The 21,927-nt window shown below is 68.4% G+C and carries 20 protein-coding genes; 9 read left to right on the forward strand and 11 right to left on the reverse strand.

The window, feature by feature from the left end:
* Positions 1-52: 52 nt before the first annotated feature.
* From AB0E69_RS16595 to AB0E69_RS16605, 3 genes are all read right to left on the reverse strand, one after another.
* The gene (locus AB0E69_RS16595; protein WP_360145571.1) at positions 53-610 is read right to left on the reverse strand and encodes a GNAT family N-acetyltransferase; all 558 of its coding nucleotides are present in this window, start codon (positions 608-610) and stop codon (positions 53-55) included.
* Positions 611-658: 48 nt separating this feature from the next.
* On the reverse strand, positions 659-1,486 hold the full coding sequence (locus AB0E69_RS16600; RefSeq protein ID WP_360145574.1) for a lysozyme: 828 nt from the start codon (positions 1,484-1,486) through the stop codon (positions 659-661).
* A 100-nt stretch (positions 1,487-1,586) separates the two neighbouring features.
* Entirely contained in the window at positions 1,587-2,795 is a 1,209-nt protein-coding gene (locus AB0E69_RS16605) for a neutral zinc metallopeptidase (protein WP_360145577.1), read from the reverse strand.
* Between the two features lie 73 nt (positions 2,796-2,868).
* Between AB0E69_RS16605 and cysS the strand changes: the two genes are divergently transcribed.
* Positions 2,869-4,296, forward strand: a complete 1,428-nt coding sequence (cysS, locus tag AB0E69_RS16610; protein WP_360145580.1) for a cysteine--tRNA ligase — start codon at positions 2,869-2,871, stop codon at positions 4,294-4,296.
* 1 nt (position 4,297) lies between these two features.
* Entirely contained in the window at positions 4,298-5,260 is a 963-nt protein-coding gene (gene rlmB, locus AB0E69_RS16615; RefSeq protein ID WP_360145583.1) for a 23S rRNA (guanosine(2251)-2'-O)-methyltransferase RlmB, read from the forward strand.
* Between the two features lie 57 nt (positions 5,261-5,317).
* Here rlmB and AB0E69_RS16620 read toward each other — a convergent pair whose 3' ends face one another.
* From AB0E69_RS16620 to AB0E69_RS16630, 3 genes are all read right to left on the reverse strand, one after another.
* The gene (locus tag AB0E69_RS16620) at positions 5,318-6,202 is read right to left on the reverse strand and encodes a S1 family peptidase (RefSeq protein WP_360145586.1); all 885 of its coding nucleotides are present in this window, start codon (positions 6,200-6,202) and stop codon (positions 5,318-5,320) included.
* A 125-nt stretch (positions 6,203-6,327) separates the two neighbouring features.
* On the reverse strand, positions 6,328-7,218 hold the full coding sequence (locus AB0E69_RS16625) for a S1 family peptidase (protein WP_360145589.1): 891 nt from the start codon (positions 7,216-7,218) through the stop codon (positions 6,328-6,330).
* A 96-nt stretch (positions 7,219-7,314) separates the two neighbouring features.
* Complete coding sequence (locus AB0E69_RS16630) at positions 7,315-7,899, reverse strand: TetR/AcrR family transcriptional regulator (protein WP_360145592.1); 585 nt, start codon at positions 7,897-7,899, stop codon at positions 7,315-7,317.
* Positions 7,900-7,984: 85 nt separating this feature from the next.
* On the opposite strand from AB0E69_RS16630, the gene AB0E69_RS16635 reads away from it, so the two are divergent.
* Positions 7,985-9,133 (forward strand): acyl-CoA dehydrogenase family protein, encoded by a 1,149-nt coding sequence (locus tag AB0E69_RS16635; RefSeq protein ID WP_360145595.1) that lies wholly within the window; start codon positions 7,985-7,987, stop codon positions 9,131-9,133.
* A gap of 163 nt (positions 9,134-9,296) precedes the next feature.
* Entirely contained in the window at positions 9,297-10,064 is a 768-nt protein-coding gene (locus tag AB0E69_RS16640) for an SDR family NAD(P)-dependent oxidoreductase (protein ID WP_360145598.1), read from the forward strand.
* Between the two features lie 9 nt (positions 10,065-10,073).
* Here AB0E69_RS16640 and AB0E69_RS16645 read toward each other — a convergent pair whose 3' ends face one another.
* Complete coding sequence (locus tag AB0E69_RS16645) at positions 10,074-11,276, reverse strand: glycoside hydrolase family 27 protein (RefSeq protein ID WP_360145601.1); 1,203 nt, start codon at positions 11,274-11,276, stop codon at positions 10,074-10,076.
* Between the two features lie 3 nt (positions 11,277-11,279).
* Entirely contained in the window at positions 11,280-12,506 is a 1,227-nt protein-coding gene (locus AB0E69_RS16650) for a DUF4032 domain-containing protein (protein WP_360145604.1), read from the reverse strand.
* 97 nt (positions 12,507-12,603) lie between these two features.
* On the opposite strand from AB0E69_RS16650, the gene AB0E69_RS16655 reads away from it, so the two are divergent.
* From AB0E69_RS16655 to AB0E69_RS16675, 5 genes are all read left to right on the forward strand, one after another.
* Positions 12,604-13,596 carry a LacI family DNA-binding transcriptional regulator gene (locus AB0E69_RS16655; RefSeq protein ID WP_360145607.1) on the forward strand — a complete coding sequence of 331 codons (993 nt, stop codon included), beginning with the start codon at positions 12,604-12,606 and terminating at the stop codon, positions 13,594-13,596.
* Positions 13,597-13,758: 162 nt separating this feature from the next.
* Positions 13,759-15,129, forward strand: a complete 1,371-nt coding sequence (locus AB0E69_RS16660) for an extracellular solute-binding protein (protein ID WP_360145610.1) — start codon at positions 13,759-13,761, stop codon at positions 15,127-15,129.
* 167 nt (positions 15,130-15,296) lie between these two features.
* Entirely contained in the window at positions 15,297-16,082 is a 786-nt protein-coding gene (locus AB0E69_RS16665; protein WP_360145613.1) for a sugar ABC transporter permease, read from the forward strand.
* Positions 16,079-16,948, forward strand: a complete 870-nt coding sequence (locus tag AB0E69_RS16670; protein WP_360145616.1) for a carbohydrate ABC transporter permease — start codon at positions 16,079-16,081, stop codon at positions 16,946-16,948. Before AB0E69_RS16665 ends, AB0E69_RS16670 begins: the two co-directional genes overlap by 4 nt.
* 9 nt (positions 16,949-16,957) lie before the next feature.
* Entirely contained in the window at positions 16,958-18,499 is a 1,542-nt protein-coding gene (locus tag AB0E69_RS16675; protein ID WP_360145619.1) for an alpha-amylase family glycosyl hydrolase, read from the forward strand.
* Between the two features lie 15 nt (positions 18,500-18,514).
* On the opposite strand, the gene AB0E69_RS16680 is transcribed toward AB0E69_RS16675, so the two are convergent.
* The 3 genes from AB0E69_RS16680 to AB0E69_RS16690 are packed head-to-tail and all read right to left on the reverse strand — an operon-like array spanning position 18,515 to position 21,916.
* Positions 18,515-20,728 carry a heavy metal translocating P-type ATPase gene (locus tag AB0E69_RS16680; protein ID WP_360145622.1) on the reverse strand — a complete coding sequence of 738 codons (2,214 nt, stop codon included), beginning with the start codon at positions 20,726-20,728 and terminating at the stop codon, positions 18,515-18,517.
* Entirely contained in the window at positions 20,712-21,701 is a 990-nt protein-coding gene (locus tag AB0E69_RS16685) for a hypothetical protein (RefSeq protein WP_360145625.1), read from the reverse strand. Before AB0E69_RS16685 ends, AB0E69_RS16680 begins: the two co-directional genes overlap by 17 nt.
* On the reverse strand, positions 21,698-21,916 hold the full coding sequence (locus AB0E69_RS16690) for a heavy-metal-associated domain-containing protein (RefSeq protein WP_360145628.1): 219 nt from the start codon (positions 21,914-21,916) through the stop codon (positions 21,698-21,700). Before AB0E69_RS16690 ends, AB0E69_RS16685 begins: the two co-directional genes overlap by 4 nt.
* Between the last annotated feature and the right edge of the window lie 11 nt (positions 21,917-21,927).

Raw genomic sequence — 21,927 nt, forward strand, 5'->3', positions numbered from 1 at the left:
GGTAGTCCCGGTGGCAGTAGTTGTCAGCGGGACGGCGTGCCGTGACAGAAACTTACGAACGTTTGTGCCACTCGTCCCGCAGCATCGCGAACACGAGCTCGTCGGACCACTCGCCCTTGAAAAACTCGTTGCGCACGAAGTGCGCCTCCTGGCGCAGGCCGAGCCGCTGCAGCAGCTTCACCGAGCCGGTGTTGCGGGCGTCCAGCCGCGCGATGATCCGGTGCAGGCCGAGCTCCTCGAACCCGAGGCGGAGCAGCTCGACCGCCGCCTCCGCGGCGTACCCGCGGCCGTGGAACTCGGGCTGGAAGACGTACCCGAGCTCGCCGCCGCGATGCTCGACGGTGTCCATGAACAGGGTGACCTCGCCGACGTGCCGGCCGGTCTCCCGGAGGATCACCGCGACGGTGAGCGCTTGGCCGTTGGTGTCCATCGGGACGTCGGCCATCCGGCCGGCGAGGGCTTCCCGTACCTGTTCGGGGGTGCGGACGTCGTACAGCAGGAACCGGGTGACATCCGGGTCGGACTGCAGTTTCAGCAGGTCGTCGTAGTCGGTCTCGACGTACCGGCGAAGGGTCAGGCGGTCGGTCTCGATCGGCAGCGAGTAGCTCACCGATCGAGACTATGCGACCTCCGCAAACCCTTTATTGATTGGGCACAGCTATCCGTTGGCGAGGGCCTGCAGCCGGGACATGTCGCCGTTGAAGTGGTCCTGGTCGAGCGGTGAGGACGTCCACTGCCAGAACGTGTAGAACGGCCAGCCGCCGGGCAGCGTGCCCGGAGCGGACGCGTAGCGGGCCACCCAGAGCGGGTTGGTCGTGTTGAACGCGGTGGTGTTACCGGTGCAGCGCGTCCACCAGTCCAGGTTGGTGTAGATGACCGCGTCGCGACCGGTGCGGGACTTGTAGGTGTTCACGAAGTCCCTGATCCAGTTGACCATCGAGGCCTGGCTCAGCCCGTAGCAGGTGGCGCCGTACGGGTTGTACTCGATGTCGAGCGAGCCCGGGAGTGTCTTGCCGTCCCGGGACCAGCCGCCGCCGTTGCTGGCGAAGTAGTTCGCCTGCGTGGCACCGCTGGAGTTGTCCGGCAGCGCGAAGTGGTACGAGCCGCGGATCATGCCGACGTTGTACGAGCCGTTGTACTGCTGGGCGAAGTACGGGTTCTTGTACGACGTGCCCTCGGTGGCCTTCACGTACGCGAACCGCTTGCCGGAGTTCCACTGGGAGGCCCAGTCGACGTTGCCCTGGTGACTGGAGACGTCGATGCCCTCGACAACGGCATCGGGGGCCATCACGGCCGGTGCGGCGCCGGCGCTGGTGGTCGTGGTGTTCTGCAGCCATCCCATGTAGGCCTCGCCGGCCTTGGTGATGCCGTGCTGACGAGCGGTCGGGGTGGGCGTGTCGGTGGTGGTGCTTGCTTGGGCGGAGCCGGTCGAGGCCAGCAGCAGGCCGAGTGCGACGGCGGCACCCGTGAAAAGGGCGGACTTCACGGTTTCCTCCTGAGAGCGATGGGGCGGATCAGAGCGCTCGGCGGAGTGATACCCGGATTCGGAAAGAATCAACCATCGAATCCGGGTTCGCAGTGAAAGATTACCGAACCATCTGGGGTGAGGCCGTGAACGTGTTGCAGGACGCCGGGTTACGGCTGGCGTAGGCGCGCGCGGTCCAGACCTTCAGCACCTCGCGGCTGCCGTGGTCCGGCTGCGCGCCGTACTCGTCGCCCTGGTGCGCGTGCAGCCAGTCGAGCTGGAACTTCAGGTCGCCCTTGATCCCGAGGCTGTTCCGGTTCGACCCGAGGAACACATTCCCGAAGCAGCTGGCCTGCAGCTCCGTCCGCCGGGAGATCTGCAGCGCGGCCGCCTCGGACCCGGCCTCGTATCGCATCCGGTTCTGCGCTTCCATGATGCCGACCATCTCCTGCACGTGGTGGCCGTACTCGTGCGCGACGGTGTCGGCCATCCGCATCCGGCCGTAATGCTGCTGATAGCCGACGTTGCCGTACTGCCGCCAGAACGTCACGTCGTCGCCGGCGTCCATGTAGATGGTGTCGTTCGAGCCGCAGTAGAACGCCCCTGGGAAGTTCCCGGAACACGGGCTGGACGCCTGACCGCCGGTGAAGACGACCAGGCGTGGGGCCTGCACCTGGCCGCCCGACTTCACGATCTGTCTCGGCCACGCCCTGTTCAGGCAGGCCAGGATCCCCTGGTAGTACCGCTGCGCGCCGCCGGCGGTCGACGGCCGCGCCGCCGGCTCACGGCAGCCGACCGATGCCTGAACACCGGACTTGTAGATCCGGTTCCGCGCCACGAGGTCCAGGTCGGACGGTGGCGGCGGAGTGGTCCTGGTGGGAGTCGGCCGCGCCGGCTGCGTGCGAGTGGTCCGCGGTGCCGCGGTGGTCCGGGGTGCCGAGGTGGCGGCGGTGGTGCTCGGCGCGTCGGTCGGGTACGCCGACGGCGTCTCGGCCGGCGGGGTGTACTCCGAGGTGGAGTTCGTCGGGGAGCTGTAGTACGGGTCGTCGCTGCCGTTGTGCTTGAGGATGTTGGACACCACGGCCAGCCCGACCGCACCCAACAGCACCACGCCGAGAATGACGGCCAGGGCGATCAGCGGGCCCTTCCCGCTCTTCGGCGGCCGCGGTCCACCAGGCGGAGCGCCCCAGCCGAACTGCTGCTGCTGGGCAGGCGGCGGTCCCCACTGCGGCGACGGCGGTCCGTACTGCTGGGGAGGCGGTCCGTACTGGGGTGGCGGCGGATACTGCGGTCCCTGCGGCGGTGGCCCGTACGGCCCCTGGTTCGACAAGACACGTCCTCCCGAGTAGGCGTCTGTGGATATCTTGTCAAGAGGGGGGTGTCACTCCCGTTACTCTTGACCGGTGACACTTCGCTTGTACGACACCGCGACAGCAGCAGTGAGGGATTTCGAGCCGGTCCATCCGGGCAAGGTCGGGATCTACCACTGTGGGCTGACGGTGCAGGGTGCCCCGCACGTCGGGCACATCTACAAGGAGGTTGTCTTCGACGTCCTGCGGCGCTGGTTCGAGCGCTCGGGCTTCGAGGTGACGGTCATTGCGAACGTGACCGACATCGAGGACAAGATCCTGGCCAAGTCCGCCGACCGCGGCGTCCCGTGGTGGGCGCACGCCTACGAGTTCGAGCGCGAGCTGCACTGGGCGTACGACGTGCTCGGCTGCCGCCCGCCGACGTACGAGCCGCGCGCGACCGGGCACATCCCGGAGATGCTCGAGCTGATCGAGCAGCTGATCGAGCGCGGGCACGCGTACGTCGCCCCGGACGGGTCGGGTGACGTCTACTTCGACGTGAAGTCCTGGCCGGCGTACGGCGCCTTGTCGCACCAGCGGATCCAGGACATGGAGCCGGCCGGCGACGCCGACCCGCGCGGCAAGCGGGACCCGCGCGACTTCGCCCTCTGGAAGGGCTGGACCGACGCCACGCCGCGGACCGCGTCCTGGCCGGCGCCGTGGGGCCGCGGGCGCCCGGGCTGGCACATCGAGTGCTCGGCGATGGCCGGGAAGTACCTCGGCGCGGAGTTCGACATCCACGGCGGCGGGCTGGACCTGCGGTTCCCGCACCATGAGAACGAGCTGGCCCAGTCGACCGCGGTCGGGCAGAAGTTCGCCCGGTTCTGGATGCACAACGCGCTCGTCACCACGGCCGGCGAGAAGATGTCGAAGTCGATGGGCAACAGCGCCGTCGTCCGCAACGTGGTCGAGCGGGTCCGCCCGATCGAGCTGCGCTACTACCTGGTGCAGTCGCACTACCGGTCGGTGGTGGAGTTCTCCTTCGAGGCGCTGGACGAGGCCGCGAAGAGCTTCCAGCGGGTCGAGGGGTTCGTCTCCCGGGCCGACGAGGTCACCGGCGGGGTCGAGGCGGCTGCTGAGCTGCCGGCCGACTTCTCGGCGGCGATGGACGACGACCTGGGGACGCCGGCGGCGATCGCCGTGCTGCACAACACCGTGCGCGACGGGAACAAGCTGGTTGCCGACGGCGACTCGGCCGCGCTGCGCGATGCGCTGGCGTCGGTGCGCGGGATGCTCGGTGTGCTCGGGCTGGACCCGCTGGCCGAGCCGTGGGCGTCGCGGGCGTCGGGCGGCGACGAGCTGACGGAGGTCGTAGACGGCCTGGTCAAGGCGCTGCTGGAGCAGCGCACGGCCGCCCGCGAACGCAAGGATTACGCGGCCGCGGACGCAGTCCGCGACCGTTTGAAGGCACTCGGCGTCGTCGTCGAGGACACCCCGCAGGGTCCGCGATGGACCCTTGCATCTACAGACGAAGGAAGCTGAAGTGCCAGGCAGTAGTCAGCGTAAGGGCGCCGTTCGGAAGAAGCCGCGCGGGAACGCGACGGCGGGGTCCGGGGGGCGGGTCCGGCGGGGTCTCGAGGGCAAGGGCCCGACGCCGAAGGCGGTCGACCGGGTCAAGCACCCGGCCCACAAGCGGGCCAAGGCGAAGGAGCGGGCCCAGGAGCGGGAGCGCACCCGGCGCCCGGCGCGCAAGGACACCGATTCCACGGTCGAGTGGGTGTACGGGCGCAACCCGGTCGTCGAGGCGCTGCGGGCCGGCGTACCGGCGGCCGCGCTGCATGTTGCCGAAGGCACCGAGCGGGACGCCCGGCTGCGCGAGGCGCTGCTGCTTGCGGCCGAGCGCGGGATCTCGGTGCTCGAGGTCCCGCGGACCGAGCTCGACCGGGTCACCGCCGGCGGTTCGCACCAGGGTCTCGCGATCCAGATCCCGCCGTACGAGTATGCGCACCCGGACGACCTGCTGACGCTGGCGTACAACGCTGGTCAGGTGCCGTTGATCGTTGCGCTCGACGGCGTGACGGACCCGCGTAACCTCGGCGCGATCACCCGCTCCGCGGCCGCCTTCGGCGCGCACGGCGTGGTCGTCCCCGAGCGCCGGGCAGCGTCGATGTCGGCGTCGGCCTGGAAGACGTCGGCCGGTGCCGCGGCCCGGATCCCGGTCGCTCGCGTCACCAACCTCAACCGCGCCCTCAAGTCCTACAAGGACGCCGGCCTCCTGGTCATCGGCCTGGACATGGACGGCGAGGTCGACCTGCCGGAGCTCGAGGCCGCCACCGAGCCGGTCGTCCTGGTCGTCGGCTCCGAAGGCAAGGGCCTGGCCCGTCTGGTCCGGGAGAACTGCGACCTGATCGTCTCGATCCCGATGACGTCCGCCACCGAGTCCCTGAACGCCGGAATAGCCACCGGCGTAGCCCTCTACGAAATCTCCCGCCGCCGCGCGTCCTGAACGACCACAGCACAGCGCCCCGGTCCACCAGGAGCCGGGGCGCTGTTGTTGGTTGGGTCAGTAGACGCTCACGCCGTAGACGCTGAGCGGTTCGGTGACGGGCTGGAAGAAGGTGGTGCCGCCGGAGGAGCAGTTGCCGGAGCCGCCGGAGGTGAGGCCGAGGGCTACCGTGCCGGCGAAGAGGGACCCACCGGAGTCGCCGCCTTCCGCGCAGACGTTGGTGCGGATCAGGCCGGTGACGGTGCCCTCGGCGTAGTTCACCGTGGCGTTCACCGCCTGGACCGTGCCGCTGTGCACACCGGTGGTGCTACCGCTGCGCTTGACCGCCTCACCGACGTACGCGTTGCCGGCCGACGTGATGTCCTGCGAGGTGCCGTTGTACAGGTCCACCGTGCCGGGGTGGTTCGTGAACGACGAGCTGTACCGCACGATCGCGTAGTCGTTGCCGGGGAAGCTCGACCCGGCGGTCGTCCCGAGCACCGTGGTGTGGCTGGAGTTCGAGTACCAGGTCGACGCGATGTTGCCGCAGTGGCCCGCGGTCAGGAAGTAGTACGTGCTGCCGGAGCGGACGTTGAAGCCGAGCGAGCAGCGGTACTGACCACCGTAGATGGCGTCGCCACCGGCGATGTACTTCGTCAGCTTGCCGGGGATCCGCTCCAGCGAGACCCGGTCGCCGAACTGCTGGGTGACGGCTTTCAGCTTGGACATCTTGGTGCCGCTGACGGTGTCGTCGTACGAGACGATGATCCGGCCGTCGGGGTTGGTCTGCCAGGCGGTGCCCGGGATCGTCGCGTCCTTGCTCAGGGTCGCGGTGATCGCGGACGCCGACAGGGTCGACGGGGCGATCGGCGCGGCCGAGGCCTGCGTCGCCAGCAGTCCGGCGGTCGCAAGCCCGGCCGCGGCCAGGAGGGCGGTGGTACGGCGGATGGAATTGAGGTTCACGGTTTCAGCCTCCTCACGATGAGGACGCCTTCGGGGCGGGGCGTCCTTGACTTCAACCGTGAGCATTAGTACCCAGGATCTCCCTGAGTATTCAGCTGAATTCGGAGCGTAGGGAAACCCTCCGCCTAGTAGATCGAGACCCCGTACACGTTGAGGGCCTCCACCACCGGCTGGAAGTAGGTCACCCCACCGGTGTTGCAGTCACCCGAGCCGCCCGAGGTCAGGCCGAACGCGTACTGCCGGTAGAACAGCGGGCCGCCCGAGTCGCCCGGCTCCGCGCACACGCTGGTCCGGATCAGACCGGCCACCCGGCCGTCACCGTAGTTGACCACCGCGTTCAGGCCGGTAACCCGGCCGCTGTGCAGGCCACTCGTCGCGCCGGAGCGGTACACGTACTGCCCGATGCCCGGGTTGACGGCCTTGGTGATGTCCTGCGAGTGGCCGTTGTACAGGTAGACGCTGCCGCCCGGCGGCTTCATCGGGATGTCGGTCCGGTACACGACCAGGGAGTAGTCGTTCCACGGGTAGCTGGCGTGGTGCACCGCGCCGGTGAAGACCCGGTGGTTCGGGTCCTGGTACCAGCGGGCCGCGACCTCACCGCAGTGGCCCGCGGTCAGGAAGTAGTACTTCCCGCGCCGCTGCACGTTGAAGCCGACCGAGCACTTGTACTCGCCGCCGTACGTCGCCATGCCGCCGCTGATGTACTTCTGCAGCTTGCCGGGCAGCTTCTCCAGCTTGACGTTCGGGCCGAGCTGCTTGGTCAGGCCGGTCAGCTGGGACAGCTTCGTGCCGGTGACGGTCGGGTCGTACGACACCACGACGGTGCCGTCGGGCTTCGTCATCCACGCCGTACCCGGGGTGTAGATCTGGTCGTTCAGCTTCTTGGTGATCGCGGCGGCGGACAACCGGGGCGGTTTGACCGGGTCGGCCTTGGCCGGCGCCGTCACCGCCACGGTGCCGCCGACGGTCAGAGCCGCGGCGGCGACCAGGGCCGCGGTGCTTCGTAGGGATCTCATGTCATCAGCCTTCCGGGGCGTACGGCTCTGATGGGACGTCTGGCAGCTTCCGGACGTCAAACGTTTCAGCGCGCTGAGTCTAGGACCTGCAGCGGCTCAGTCCAGACGCAGCGAGTGCAGGACGAACGACGCCAGCTCGCGGTACGCCTCGGCGTCGTTCAGGCCGGTCCGGCGGGCGATGTCGCCGCGCTGGATCGCCTGCATGGTGTGCGCGACCATCTCGGCCGCGAACGCGATGTCGACCTGCCGGAAGGTCTTGTGGTTGATGCCGTCCTCGATCAGGGTCCGGACCCGGTCGGCGGCGATCCGGGTGTTCCGCTCGTACACGGACCGGGCCGGCGCGAAGGTCGCGACGTCGTCGAGGAAGGTGCGGCTGGCCGGCCGGAGCGCGTCGGCGACGGCGTTCAGGTACGCCGCGATCCGCCGGTCGTGGCGGGTCTGCCGGGACACCGCGGACTCCACCTGGGCGGTGGCGTTCTTGAAGTAGTGCTTGACCACCTCGACCGCGAGCTGTTCCTTGCTCGGCGCGAGCGCGTACAGCGTGGTCTTGCTGCAGCGCAGCTCGGCGGCCAGGTCGTCCAGGGTGAACCGGCTGAAGCCCTGCTCGAGGAACAGGGACAGGAGCCGGTCGAGCAGCTCGGACTGCCGGCGGGTGCGACGCCCCGGAACGACTGTTGTCATATCGAGACAGCATAGAACGATACGGGATTATGTTCTCCAGTATCACTACTAGTATCATTCCGGCAGGGGTTGAGAGGGGTGCCTGATGGCTGTCGATCGTCTGCTGCCGACAGAAGAATCTGTCGATCTACTCGCACTGGTCCGGGACCTGTGCGAGCACGAGCTCGCTCCGTACGCCGCTGCGGCGGAGGAGAGTGAGACGTTCCCGCGGGACGCGTTCCGGACGCTGGGGAAGGCCGGGCTGCTCGGTCTGCCCTACCCGGAGCAGTACGGCGGCGCCGAGCAGCCGTACGAGGTGTATCTGCAGATGCTCGAGGAGGTCGCGTCCGCCTGGATGTCGGTCGGCGTGGGCATCTCGGTGCACACGATGACGTCGTACGCGCTGGCGACGTTCGGGACCGACGAGCAGCGGGCCCGGTTGCTGCCGGACATGGTCGGCGGGGAGATGCTCGGCGCGTACGCGCTGTCCGAGCCGCAGGCCGGGTCCGACATCACCTCGATGACCACCCGGGCTGTCCGCGACGGATCGGAGTACGTGCTGACCGGGACGAAGGCCTGGATCAGCCACGGGTCGCACGCCGACTTCTACACCACCTTCGCCCGGACGTCCGACCACCGGACGCACGGGATCTCGGCGTTTCACGTGCCGGCCTCCGCCGTGGGGCTGAGCTTCGGGGCGCCGGAGCGGAAGATGGGGTTGACCGGGTCGACCACGACGCTGGTGAACTACGACGGCGTACGCGTGCCGGTCTCGAACCTGATCGGCGCAGAGGGTGACGGGATGCGGATCGCGTTGTCCGCGCTCGACTCCGGGCGGCTCGGGATCGCCGCGTGCGCGATCGGGCTCGGGCAGGCGGCGCTGGACGTGGCGATGGCGTACGCGCGGGAGCGGCAGCAGTTCGGGCAGGCGATCGCGGACTTCCAGGGGATCCAGTTCCTGCTCGCCGACATGGCGGCGGCGGTCGAGTCCGGGCGGGCGACGTACCTGCACGCGGCGCGCCGGCGGGATCTCGGGCGCTCGTTCACGCGCGAGGCGGCGATCGCGAAGCTGGTCTGCACGGACGCGGCGATGAAGGTCACCACCGACGCGGTCCAGGTGCTCGGTGGGTACGGTTACACCCGGGAGTTCCCGGCCGAGCGGTACATGCGCGAGGCCAAGGTGACGCAGATCTTCGAAGGAACCAACCAGATCCAGCGGCTGGTCATCAGCCGCGATCTTCTGAGGGTCCTGTGAGTGCTGTGACTCGACGCTATCGGCGCCCAGGCACGCACCTCGCGGCACTTGGCCAGCGCCCACGATGCTCCGCATCGAGGCCACTGCCCAAGCACCCCGATGCACGCACCTGGACACCGCTATCGTTCGAGTCACAGCACTCACAGGACCCTAGGAGCATGTGATGAAGCTTGGTCCGGCCGATGTCGCTCTCGTCACCGGTGGTGGTTCGGGGCTCGGTGAGGCGACGGTACGGCGGTTGGCCGCGGACGGGCTCGGGGTCGTCATCGTCGACTTGCCGTCGTCGGCTGGTAAGGCGGTCGCGGAGGAGCTGGGCGACCGCGTCGTCTTCGCGCCGGCCGACGTCACCGACGAGACTGCCGTCACCGCGGCCCTGGATGCGGCTGCTTCGCTGGGCACCCTCCGCGTGGTCGTCAACTGCGCCGGCATCGCGACCCCTGGGCGGGTCGTCGGCCGCAAGGGTCCGTTGCCGCTGGCAACCTTCCGGCAGGTGATCGAGGTCAACCTGATCGGCACCTTCAACGTGGTCCGCTTGGCGGCCGAGCGGATGATCGCCACCGACCCCGGCGAGGACGGCGACCGCGGCGTGATCGTGATGACCGCCTCGATTGCGGCGTACGACGGCCAGATCGGCCAGGCGGCGTACGCGTCCAGCAAGGGCGGCATCGTGGCCCTCACCCTGACCGCGGCCCGCGACCTGGCCGACAAGGGCATCCGGGTCGTCACCATCGCCCCCGGCACCATGGAAACCCCCATGCTCGCCGGCCTCCCCGAAGAAACCCGCACCGTCCTCGAGCAGCAGGTCCCGCACCCCTCCCGCCTGGGCAAGCCGTCGGAGTACGCCGCCCTCGTCCACCACATCCTCGACAACCAACTCCTCAACGGCGAAGTAATCCGCCTGGACGGCGCCCTCCGCATGCCCCCACGCTGATGCGCCGCCTCAGGGCGTTGGCGGTAGTTTGAACCAGCGGACGCCGTGGGCGGGGATGTGGGCGTCGGTGGCGCCCCAGAGGTCTGGGCCGTTGGTAGGGAATGCGTGCGGGGTTGGGCCGGTCCAGAAGGTTGCCTCGTAGGAGCAGTGCTCGCCTCGGGCTCTCCAGACGATGAGTTCGCCGTCGGCGATGGGCTCGCGGGTGATCTCGCGGTTGTTGTAGGAGGTTGTCAAGAGTTCGGCGAGGGCCGGATTCTTCAGTAGGGCAACGGTTTCCGGGGAGGTGGTGGGGAGGTCGCCGCCCATCATGAGGGGGGAGCGGGCCATCGACCAGAGGGTTAGCAGGGTCTTCTGTTCGTCGAGGGTCAAGCGGCTGGCGCGGTCGTCGCCGCGTTCGGCGCGGATGCCTATATGGCCCAGGGGGAGCATGTCGGCGTCGGCCCAGCCGCCGGGCTGCTGGAAAGGAGCCCAGCGGGCCAGGCGGGCGAATTGGGCGTGGATGTCTTCCCAGCGGTCCCAGAGGTCGTCGGAGATTCGCCACATCGCCGCGTTCTCGCGGAGGTGGTCGACGTGGTCGGTGGACAGCCACGTGCCGGGCGACAGGGAGAGCGTGATGTCCCGCCCGCTGCGTCTGATCGCTTCGGCATAGGACTCGATCTCGCGGTGGTGGTACGGCGCGAGCATGTCGTCGGCCTTGATGAAGTCGACGCCCCACGCGGCGAACTGGGCTACCTGAGAGTCGTAGTACGCCTGCGCTCCAGGATGGTCGTGGTTCAGCCCGAAGTTGTCGGGGTTCCAGGCGCAGACGTTGTCGCGGTCCGCGACCTCGGCAGCGGTCCACGACGTACCGAAGATGGGCAGGTCGAGCTCGACCGCGCGCCGAGGGATCCCGCGCATGATGTGCAGGCCGAACTTGAGCCCGAGCGCGTGCACCTCAGCGGCCAACGCCGCGAATCCCGAGGGGAAGCGGTTGGGCGCCGGCAGTTGGCGGCCGTAGCCATCCAGCACAACCGGAGCATCGGAGTTGTACCCGTGCGCCCGCGCCGTCGGGTCGTACCACGCGATGTCGACGACGACCGTGTCCCAGCCGAACGCCAGCAACTGCGAAGACATCACCCGCGCATTGGCCAGGACCTCGGGCTCCGTCACCGTCGTCCCGAAGCAGTCCCAGCTGTTCCAGCCCATCGGCGGCGAGAGACGGCGAGATGGCAAGGGTCAGTCCATGTCCGGGACCGGAGAGGTCGGCAGCGCCAGCTTCTCGTCCGGCTTCGCGCTCAGTACGTCGTCGACGTACGACCGGGCCGCCTCCATCGTGTCGACCTCGTGCCCGGCCTGCTCGGACAGGAACCAGCGGTGCTCGAGCACCTCGTGGAACACCTCGGCCGGCTCGAGCTTGCGGTTCAGGTCCCGCGGCACCGACCGTACGACGGGCTCGAAGACGTCGGTCAGCCACTGGTGGGCGACGATCTCCTCGTCCTCGTTCTGCTGATCGGTCGCGGCGGCGAACGAGTCCAGGTCGTTGAGCAGCCGCCGCGCCTGGTTCTCCTCGACGTCCAGGCCGGTCAGCCGGAGCAGCCGCCGCGAGTGGTGGCCGGCGTCCACGACCTTCGGCTGGATCCGGACCTGGCTGCCGTCCCAGTCGGTGATGATGTCGATCTCGGCGACGTCGAAGCCGAGCTCGTTCAGTCGGCGGATCCGGGAGTCGAGCCGGTGCATCTCGTCGGTGGCGAACTCCTCCGGCGCGGTCAGCTCGGCCCACAGCGCCTCGTACCGCTTCTGGATCGACTCGACCGTCTCCTGCGGGTCGATCGACTCGTCCAGCAGACCGCCCTCCTGCAGGTCGAGCAGCTCACCGAACAGGTTGATCTCCGCCGTGTACAGGTCGTGCGCCCGCTGTCCGTCGGAGATCTCCTGGTGCAGCTCGCCGGTCTCCGCGTCCACGAGGTACGCCGCGAACGCGCCCGCGTCGCGCCGGAACAGGGTGTTGGACAGCGAGCAGTCACCCCAGAAGAACCCGAGCAGGTGCAGCCGGACGATCAGCGCGACCAGCGCGTCGATCAGGCGGTTCACCGTGTCCGGCCGGAGCGTGCTGGAGAACAGGGCGCGGTACGGGAGCGAGAACTGCAGGTGCTTGGTGATCAGGATCGAGTCGATCGGCTCGCCGTTCCGGTCGATCCGGTCGGTGATCACGCCGACGGGCTCGACCGAGGGTGCCTCCAGCCGCTCGAGGTCGCGCAGCAGGCGGTACTCGTGCATCGCGAGGTGCTCGAGCACCTCCTTGATCGCGTACACGGTGCCGCTGACCCGGACGAACCGGACCACGTGCCGCGAAATACCGCGCGGCAGCGCGACCAGCTGGTCCTCGGGCCAGTCCTCCAGCGGCACGTCCCAGGGAAGCGACAGCAGGCCGGTGTCCGGGCGGGTGGCAACGAATCGGGGCACGGCACCAGTCTGTCAGCATCCTGACCCGGCAGGGAGCCGATTCAACCCTACGCAAGTCGTTGCAAGTTCTTGCGTTGGAAGGCGTACAGTTTGCGTCATGACGCGACGACTTGCAGAGGTGGCGAAGAAGGTCGGAGTCAGCGAAGCCACCGTCAGCCGGGTCCTGAACGGCAAGCCCGGCGTGTCCGAGGCGACCCGGGAAGCCGTGCTCACCGCGCTCGACGTGCTCGGGTACGAGCGTCCTACGCAGCTGCGCGGCGATCGCGCCCGGCTCGTCGGTCTGGTCCTGCCGGAGTTGCAGAACCCGATCTTCCCGGCGTTCGCCGAGGTCGTCGGCGGAGCGCTCGCGCAGCAAGGTTTCACGTCCTTGCTCTGCACCCGGACCGTCGGTGGCGTGTCCGAGGCGGACTACGTGGACCTTCTGCTCCAGCAGCAGGTTTCCGGTGTCGTCTTCGCCGGTGGGTTCTACGCGCAGGCGGACGCGCCGCATCAGCACTACGAGCTGATCCAGGAGCGCAAGCTGCCGACCGTGCTGGTGAACGCGGCGGTCGATCACCTCGGGTTCCCGCAGGTCTCCTCGGACGACCACGTCGCCGCGGAGATGGCGATCGGGCACCTCCGCGCGCTCGGTCACCGCCGGATCGGCATGGTGCTCGGGCCGCGTGACCACATTCCGTCACGGCGCAAGCTGGACGCCTACCTGGCCGCGGACGAGGCCGACCTCGACCTGGTCGAGCACACGATGTTCTCGCTCGAGGGCGGGCACGCGGCCGCGACCCGGCTGGTGAACAAGGGCGTTACCGGGATCGTTTGCGCCAGCGACATCCTGGCGCTGGGCGCGATCCGCGCCGTACGGCGAGCCGGCCTGAGCGTCCCCGACGAGGTCTCCGTGATCGGGTACGACGACTCCGCGATGATGAACTGCACCGACCCGCCCCTCACCACCGTCCGGCAGCCGATCGACGCCATGGGCCGCGCCGCGGTGGACATGCTGGTGGCCCTGATCGAACGCGCCTCGGTCCCGGCCGACGAACTCCTCTTCGAGCCCGAGCTGGTGGTCCGCGCGTCAACCGCGCGCGCCCGCATCTAGTCGCCGTACCTCCGCAGCCGCTGACTGGGTCGTCCGGTCGGCGGCTGCTGGCGTTTGTGCTCTTCCTTGATGAAGTCACGATTTTGCATTCCACAATCCAACTCTTGCGCTCAACGGTTGAGTTCCCTACGGTGATCGCACGATCTGAGGGAGAGGGTGGAGATGAGGACAACGCGCCGTGGGCTCAGCCTGCTGCTGGTGATGGGACTCGGGCTGGTGGCCGCGTCCTGCGGGTCGGACGACGGGAACAAGCCGGCCGCCGGGGGAGCGTCGGACGGACCGGTGACGATCACGGTCGGCTGCGAGCCGCCGAAGAGCAACCCGAAGGAACGCGAGGCCTGGGAGGCGGACGTCGCCGCGTTCCAGAAGCTGCACCCGAACATCACGGTGCAGGGCAAGGACGCCTTCCCCTGCATCAACCCGGACACCTTCCAGGCGAAGCTGGCCGGTGGCACCCAGGAGGATCTGTTCTACGTCTACTACACCGACGTACGGAAGATCATCGACAAGAAGCAGGCCGCCGACATCAGTCAGTACGTCGGCAGCGTGAAGCCGCTGAAGGACCTGCGGCCGGACGTGATGAGCGTCTTCAAGGACGGCGACAAGACGTACGGGCTGCCGCGGAACAACTACAACATGGGGCTGGTCTACAACCGGAAGCTCTTCACCCAGGCCGGTCTCGATCCGGCGAACCCGCCGAAGACGTGGGACGACGTGCGCGCGGCCGCGAAGAAGATCGCCGGGCTCGGGGCGGGGTACGTCGGGTACGGCGAGTACTCGGCCGGGAACACCGGTGGATGGCACTTCGCCGCCGAGCTGTACGCCCGCGGTGGGTCGATGGTGAGCGACGACGGGAAGACCGCCGCGTTCAACAGCGACGAGGGCAAGGCGGTGCTGGAGAACCTGCAGCGGATGCGCTGGGACGACAACTCGATGGGGTCCAAGCAGCTCCTCCAGTGGGAGGACCTGATGCGGATGATGGGCGGCGGCAAGCTCGGCATGATGGTCGGCGCGCCGGATGTCGTACAGTCGGTGAACAACGACTTCAAGGGCAAGTTCGAGGACTACGGGGTGACCGCCGTACCGGAGTCGGACGGCAAGTCGTCGCTGAGCGGCGGCGACGGGTACATGTTCAACCCGAAGGCGACGCCGGAGAAGATCAAGGCCGGGCTGCTGTGGCTGGAGTTCCATGAGCTCACGCCGGGCCAGGGGCAGTTCAACTACGAACGCTCCAAGGCGCAGGGTCGTCCGGTGGGCCTCCCGATCCCCGACCTCTACGGCACCACGGCGCCGGGCACGCAGATCAATGCCCTCCGCAAGCAGTTCGCCACCGTCCCGGTGGACAACTTCACGCCGTACGTCAAGGCCCAGGGCAACATCACCAACAAACTCGAGCCCCCCAAGGCCCAGGAGCTGTACGCCGTCCTCGACGTGGCAATGTCCGCAGTCCTGACCCGCAAGGACGCCGACATCAACAAACTCCTGAGCGACGCAGAATCCAAGGCCAACAAGATCCTGGCCAAGAACACCTGATGGCTGTTACTGAGGAGCAGGTCCGCCGTCCCCTGGTAGCGGGGACGGCGGACCAGCCGTCACCGGACGACCACGGCGCACTGCGGAGGGCGGTCAGGCGGAACCTCACTGCTTATGGGTTTCTTTGTGGGGCGTTGATCTGTTTTGCCTTGTTCTCCTGGTATCCGATGGTTCGGGAGGTTGTGCTCAGTTTTCAGGAGAACAACTTCGTCGACCCGGGCAAGTGGGTTGGGCTGGACAACTTCCGGACCGTGATCGAGGATCCGGCGTTTCGGGCGGCTTGGTTGAACACGGCCGCGTTCAGCGGGCTTGCGCTGGTGATCGGGTATGCGGTGCCGTTCGTGCTGGCCGTGGTGCTCAACGAGCTGAGGCACGCCAAGGCCTACCTGAGGTTTGTCGTGTATCTGCCGGTGATGTTGCCGCCGGCCGTTGCCGTGCTGTTGTTCAAGTGGTTCTACGATCCGGGATCCGGGCTGTTCAACCAGGCGCTGGGGGCGGTGAACCTCCCGCCGCTCAGTTGGCTGGACTCGACCGGTACGGCGTTGATCAGTCTGGTGATCGTGTCGACCTGGATGAATCTGGGGACCGGGACGCTGATCTACCTGGCCGCGCTGCAGAGCATCCCAGGGGACCTGTACGAATCCGCCGAGCTCGACGGCGCGGGCCTGCTGAAGCGCGTCTGGCATGTCACGATCCCGCAGACCAAGCTGATCCTCCTGGTGATGTTGCTGCTGCAGATCGTCGCCACCATGCAGGTCTTCATCGAGCCCTACCTGCTCACCGGCGGCGGCCCGGAGAACGCGACCGTCACGGTCGCCTACCTGATGTACCAGTACGCCTTCAACTTCGGCGACTTCGGCGGCGGCTCCGCACTCGGCCTGATGCTGATGATCGTGCTGCTGGTCTTCTCGACGATCTACCTGCGCGTGTCCCGCGAGGAGGAGGCCCGATGAGAACTCTGGTGTCCCCGCTGAGCCTCCGCACCCGGCGCGGCCGGATCATCTACTGGACGATCCTGACCGTCACCGTCGTCACCTTTACCGGCGCGTTCGTCTTCCCGCTCTACTGGATGGTGACCGGCGCGCTCAAGTCGCCCGACGAACTGGCGCAGATCCCACCCAGCTTCTTCCCGAAGAGCTTCGACTTCAGCGTCTACCAGGACGCCTGGGAGCAGCTCCAGCTCGGCGTCTTCCTGAAGAACACCGCCCTGTACGCCGGTGGCGCCTGGTTGTTCACGCTCGCCGTCGACGTCACCGCGGCGTACGCACTCTCGAAGCTGCGCCCGGTCCTCGGCAAGCTCGTACTCGGCGCGATGCTGGCGACCCTGATGATCCCGCCGATGGTCCTGCTGCTGCCGACGTACCTGGTGGCGAAGGACCTGCCGATCCTGCACGCGGATCTGCTGAACACCCCGTGGGCGATCTGGCTGCCGGCCGCGGCGAACGGGTTCTTCGTGTTCCTGCTCAAGCGGTTCTTCGACTCGATCCCCCGCGAACTGCTCGAGGCCGCGGAGATCGACGGCGCCTCGCCGCTGCGGATCCTCTGGTCGATCATCCTGCCGGTGTCGCGGCCGATCATCGGTGTGGTGTCGATCCTGTCCGTCGTGACGGTGTGGAAGGACTTCGTCTGGCCGCTGCTCGTCCTCCCAGAGACGGACAAGATGTCGATCAGTGTCGGCATCGCGTCCCTGTCCGCGCAGATGCCCCAGAACGTGCTGATCGCTTCCCTGGTGATCGCCAGCCTGCCGACCATCCTGGTGTTCTTCGTGTTCCAGCGAAGCATCATGGCCGGTCTCACCGCGGGAAGCCTGAAAGGTTGAGGAGAATCGATGGCCGACGAATGGTGGCGCGGTGCCGCGATCTACCAGGTGTACCTGCGGAGCTTTGCCGATGGCAACGATGACGGGATCGGCGACCTCGCCGGGCTGCGCGCCAAGCTGCCGTACCTGGCCGAGCTCGGGGTGGACGCGATCTGGCTGAACCCGTGGTACCCGTCCCCGATGGCCGACGGCGGGTACGACGTCGCCGACTACCGCGCGATCGACCCGGCGTTCGGCACGCTGGCCGAGGCCGAGGCGTACATCGCGGAGGCGCACGCGCTGAACATCCGCACGATCATCGACATCGTCCCGAACCACGGCTCGGACCAGCAGGACTGGTTCCGCCTGGCGCTGCAGGCCGGACCGGGGTCGCCGGAGCGCGAGCGGTTCCTGTTCCGGCCGGGCCGTGGTGATGGTCCGCCCAACGACTGGCAGTCGATCTTCAACGGGCCGGCCTGGACGCGGGTCGCGGACGGCGAGTGGTACCTGCACCTGTTCGCGCCCGAGCAGCCGGACTTCAACTGGCGCAACCCCGAGGTGGTCGAGGAGTTCCACGACATCCTCCGGTTCTGGCTGGACCGCGGTGTCGACGGGATCCGGATCGACAGCGCCGCCGTACTGTTCAAGGACCTGGACAGCGTCGAGGAGTCGTACACCGATCACGACGAGGTGCACGAGGTGTACCGCGGCTGGCGGCGGATCACCGACTCCTACGACGGCCGGTTCCTGGTCGGCGAGATGTGGATGCCGGACCAGGAGCGGTTCGCGCTGTACCTGCGGCCGGACGAGATGCAGACCGCGTTCAACTTCGACTTCCTGTCGCGCCCGTGGGAGGCGGCGGAGCTGAAGGCGTCGATCGACCTGACGCTGTCGACCCACGTACCGATCGGGGCGCCGCCGACCTGGGTCCTGTCCAACCACGACGTGACGCGGCCGGTGACGAAGTACGGGCGACCGGACACGTCGTTCTCGCACCAGGACCGCAAGCACGGGATGCGGACCGATCTCGTGCTGGGCGAGCGGCGGGCTCGCGCCGCCGCGCTGCTCGCCATGGCGCTGCCCGGCAGCCTCTACGTCTATCAGGGCGAGGAACTGGGTCTGCCCGAGGTGGAGGATCTGCCGGACGAGCTCCTGCAGGACCCGATCTTCATCCGCTCCGGCGGTACCGATCGTGGCCGAGATGGTTGCCGAGTGCCCCTACCTTGGTCGGGCAAGGAACCACCGTTCGGCTTCGGCGCCGGTACGCCGTGGCTCCCACAGCCGGCCGACTGGAAGAACCTGACCGTCGAATCCCAGCAGCACGACCAGAACGCGATGATGACCCTGTACCGCGACGGACTGCGGCTTCGGCGGGAGTTGCTGGGGGACGGCGCTCTGTCCTGGGTCGAGTCGCCTGACGAGGTGCTCACCTTCACCCGTGAGCGCCTCACCTGCGTGACCAACCTCAGCCCGGACGCGGTGGACCTACCGCCGCACGAGGAGGTGCTGCTGAGCAGCACCCCCCTCGACGACGGCAAACTCCCCAGCGACGCCACAGCCTGGATCCGCTGACCGGCACCGCTTGGATCAGTTGAGAGGGTCGAATCGGCGGAGGCGGAGGCTGTTGGTTACTACGAAGATGGAGCTGAAGGCCATGGCCGCGCCGGCGAGCATGGGGTTGAGGAGGCCGGCGGCGGCCAGGGGGATGGCGGCCACGTTGTAGGCGAAGGCCCAGAACAGGTTGCCCTTGATGGTGCGGAGGGTGCTGCGGGAGAGGCGGATGGCGTCGGCGGCGGCGCGGAGGTCGCCGCGGACCAGGGTGAGGTCGCTGGCCTCGATCGCGACGTCGGTGCCGGTGCCCATGCTCAGACCGAGATCCGCCTGGGCCAGGGCCGCGGCGTCGTTGACGCCGTCGCCGACCATCGCGACCACGCGGCCCTCGTCCTGCAGCTTCTTGATCACGTCGACCTTGCCGGCCGGCAGGACCTCGGCGATCACCTCGTCGATGCCGACCGCGCCGGCCACCTTCGTCGCCACTGCCTCGTTGTCACCGGTCAGCAGCACCGGCCGCAACCCCAACGACCTCAGCTGAGCGATCGCCTCGACAGACGTCGGCTTCACCGTGTCCGCGACGACCAGGACGGCTCGTGCCACCCCGTCCCACCCGACGGCCACCGCAGTACTGCCCTCAGCCTCGGCGTGCTCTTTCGCGTGGGCGAGCTCGGACGGCAGGTGCTGGCTCCACTCCTCTAGCAACCGCGTCCGCCCGACCAGTACGGCGTGCCCGTCGACGATCCCCTGCACACCAAGGCCTTCCACGTTGCCGAAGTCCTCGACCTCGGGAAGTGTCCCGACCTCCGAAGCAGCGGCTCGTGCGATCGCGGCGGCGATCGGGTGCTCGCTCGAGTGCTCCAGCGCCCCGGCCAACCGCAGTACGTCGGCCCGCTCCTGCCCGGGCGCCAGCAGTACGTCGACCAGCTCCATCCGGCCCGTAGTCACGGTGCCGGTCTTGTCCAGCACGACGGTGTCGACCCGCCGGGTGGACTCCAGCACCTCCGGCCCCCTGATCAGGATGCCCAGCTGCGCACCCCGACCGGTACCGACCATCAATGCGGTCGGCGTGGCCAGCCCGAGCGCACACGGGCAGGCGATGATCAGTACGGCGACCGCCGCGGTGAACGCGACCTCGACCGGCGAACCGTTCCCAAGCCAGAAGCCGAGCGTCGTCAGCGCCAGCCCGATCACGATCGGCACGAAGATCCCGGACACCTTGTCCGCCAGCCGCTGGACGGCGGCCTTCCCGTTCTGCGCGTCCTCGACCAGCCGGGCCATCTGCGCGAGCTGCGTATCCGAGCCGACGCGCGAAGCCCGCACGACCAGCCGGCCGCCGGCGTTCACGGTCGCGCCAACCACGGCGTCGCCCGCGCTCACCTCGACCGGCACGGACTCACCGGTCAGCATCGACGCGTCGACCGCGCTGCTCCCGGTGACGATCACGCCGTCGGTCGCGATCTTCTCGCCCGGCCGGACGACGAACTCGTCACCCACGACCAGTTGGTCGGCCGGGATCCGGGTCTCCACGCCGTTGCGCAGTACGGCGACGTCCTTTGCACCCAGCTCGAGCAGCGCTCGCAAGGCCGCGCCGGACCGGCGCTTGGCCCGCGCCTCGAAGTACCGGCCGGCGAGGATGAACGTGGTCACGCCGGCCGCGACCTCGAGATAGATCTCCTCCGCGCCGCTGCCGCGGGAGGGGATCAGCGTGAACGGCATCTTCATCCCAGGCGCACCGGCGGAACCGAGGAACAGCGCGTACAGCGACCACAGGAACGCGCTCACCACGCCCAGCGAGATCAACGTGTCCATCGTCGCGGCGCCGTGCCGCAGGTTCGTCCAGGCGGCCTTGTGGAACGGCCAGGCCGCCCACGTCACCACCGGGAAGGCGAGTGTCAGCGACGCCCACTGCCACGAGTCGAACTGCAGCGCCGGGACCATCCCGAAGGCGATCACCGGTACGGCGAGGACGATGCTGGCGATCAGTCGCTCCCGCAGCGGTTTGAGCTCGTCGGCCTCGGCCACAGGCTCGACGGCCGGCGACGGCAAGGCCGCGGTGTAACCGGTCTTCTCGACCGTGGCGACCAGGTCGTCGGGCGAAACGCCGTCGGGGTAGCTGACCTTCGCCTTCTCGGTGGCGTAGTTGACCGTCGCGGTCACGCCGTCCATCCGATTCAGCTTCTTCTCGACCCGCGCCGCGCAGGAGGCACAGGTCATCCCACCGATGATGAGCTCAACGGACTGGTTCATGGCTGTGGTCCTCCTCCTCGTGCTCCTCGTGCGCTGGTACGGCGGTGGGCGGGACGATCGCGGTACCCGTGGAGCCGACCTTCACGGTGAACTCGGCGGTGTGCACCGCGCCGGCGTGCTGGAAGTCCAGGAACAGGCTGTACGTACCCGCGGTCGGGAAGGTCGTCGCGAAGGTGATCTCCGGCCCGCCCTTCATGCCTGGTTCGGCGTGCTGCGCCGGGTGGTTGTGCAGGTAGGCCAGGTCGCCGCTACGCAGCGAGACCAGGTGGCCGAAGGCGCCCAGGTACGGCTGCAGGTCGGTCACCGGCTTGCCGCCGCGGCTGACCTTGAACGTCAGCTGGGACTCCTTGCCCGCAACGGGCGTGCCCGCGAGGGTCACGTCGTACCCCTGCACGCTCGTGACGGCGGCCGGGTCGTTCAACGGGACCGGGATGTAGAGGCCGGAGACGTTGACGTCGGTGCCGAGCGTGAGGTTGCGGTCCAGCCCCGCCGGCTGGAAGTCGGCGTACAGCCGCCAGGTCCCACCCGCGGTGAACGTGAACGGGATGCTCCACGTGCCATCGGCGGCGAGCGTCGGGTGCACGTGGTGGAAGCCGGACAGATCGCGCCGGACCACGATCAGGTGCAGGTCCTTCTCGTGCGTCTTGGTGTACTTCGTGACCGGCCTGCCGTCCGGGCCCTGGATCGTGAAGCGCAGCTGGGTCTTCGCGCCGCTGGTGAAGAACGTGGTCGCCGGTGCGAACGTGTAGCCGGCATCGGAGACGGCCAGGCCCGGCAGCTGCCCGCCGGAGTCGTGACCGCCGCCGTGCTCGGCACCCATGTCCGCCATCCCGTCGGTGGGCTGAGCGGCCTGGGCGGGCGTGTCGGCCGCCGCGATCGGGTCGACCGCGGAGCCGATGCCGTACGCCGCCGCGAAGGCGAGCACGAGCGCACCGGCGAACGCGCCGAGCCGGAGCGCGACGGCCCGGTTCACGACGCCGCCAGTTCGTAGCCTGCCTCGTCGACGGCCTCGCGGACGGCGGCCTCGTCGAGCTCAGACTGACTCGTCACGTGCACAGCGGACGTGCCGCCGGCGACGAGGTCGATCTTCACGTCCTGGACACCGACGAGCTTGGTCAGCTCCTCGGTGACGGCCGACTCGCAGTGGCCGCAGGTCATCCCGGTGACGGCGTACGTGGTGGTGGTCATATCAGGCTCCT

This window comes from Kribbella sp. NPDC026611 (assembly GCF_040638345.1).
Taxonomy (GTDB): domain Bacteria; phylum Actinomycetota; class Actinomycetes; order Propionibacteriales; family Kribbellaceae; genus Kribbella.

Bases quoted from the DNA above. Each gene is read 5' to 3' on its own strand.
- AB0E69_RS16640 (WP_360145598.1), top strand. From the start codon at position 9,297: ATGAAGCTTGGTCCGGCCGATGTCGCTCTCGTCACCGGTGGTGGTTCG.
- AB0E69_RS16675 (WP_360145619.1), top strand. From the start codon at position 16,958: ATGGCCGACGAATGGTGGCGCGGTGCCGCGATCTACCAGGTGTACCTG.
- AB0E69_RS16625 (WP_360145589.1), bottom strand. From the start codon at position 7,218: ATGAGATCCCTACGAAGCACCGCGGCCCTGGTCGCCGCCGCGGCTCTG.
- AB0E69_RS16635 (WP_360145595.1), top strand. From the start codon at position 7,985: ATGGCTGTCGATCGTCTGCTGCCGACAGAAGAATCTGTCGATCTACTC.
- AB0E69_RS16630 (WP_360145592.1), bottom strand. From the start codon at position 7,899: ATGACAACAGTCGTTCCGGGGCGTCGCACCCGCCGGCAGTCCGAGCTG.
- AB0E69_RS16690 (WP_360145628.1), bottom strand. From the start codon at position 21,916: ATGACCACCACCACGTACGCCGTCACCGGGATGACCTGCGGCCACTGC.
- AB0E69_RS16660 (WP_360145610.1), top strand. From the start codon at position 13,759: ATGAGGACAACGCGCCGTGGGCTCAGCCTGCTGCTGGTGATGGGACTC.
- AB0E69_RS16665 (WP_360145613.1), top strand. From the start codon at position 15,297: ATGGTTCGGGAGGTTGTGCTCAGTTTTCAGGAGAACAACTTCGTCGAC.
- AB0E69_RS16670 (WP_360145616.1), top strand. From the start codon at position 16,079: ATGAGAACTCTGGTGTCCCCGCTGAGCCTCCGCACCCGGCGCGGCCGG.
- AB0E69_RS16655 (WP_360145607.1), top strand. From the start codon at position 12,604: ATGACGCGACGACTTGCAGAGGTGGCGAAGAAGGTCGGAGTCAGCGAA.
- AB0E69_RS16680 (WP_360145622.1), bottom strand. From the start codon at position 20,728: ATGAACCAGTCCGTTGAGCTCATCATCGGTGGGATGACCTGTGCCTCC.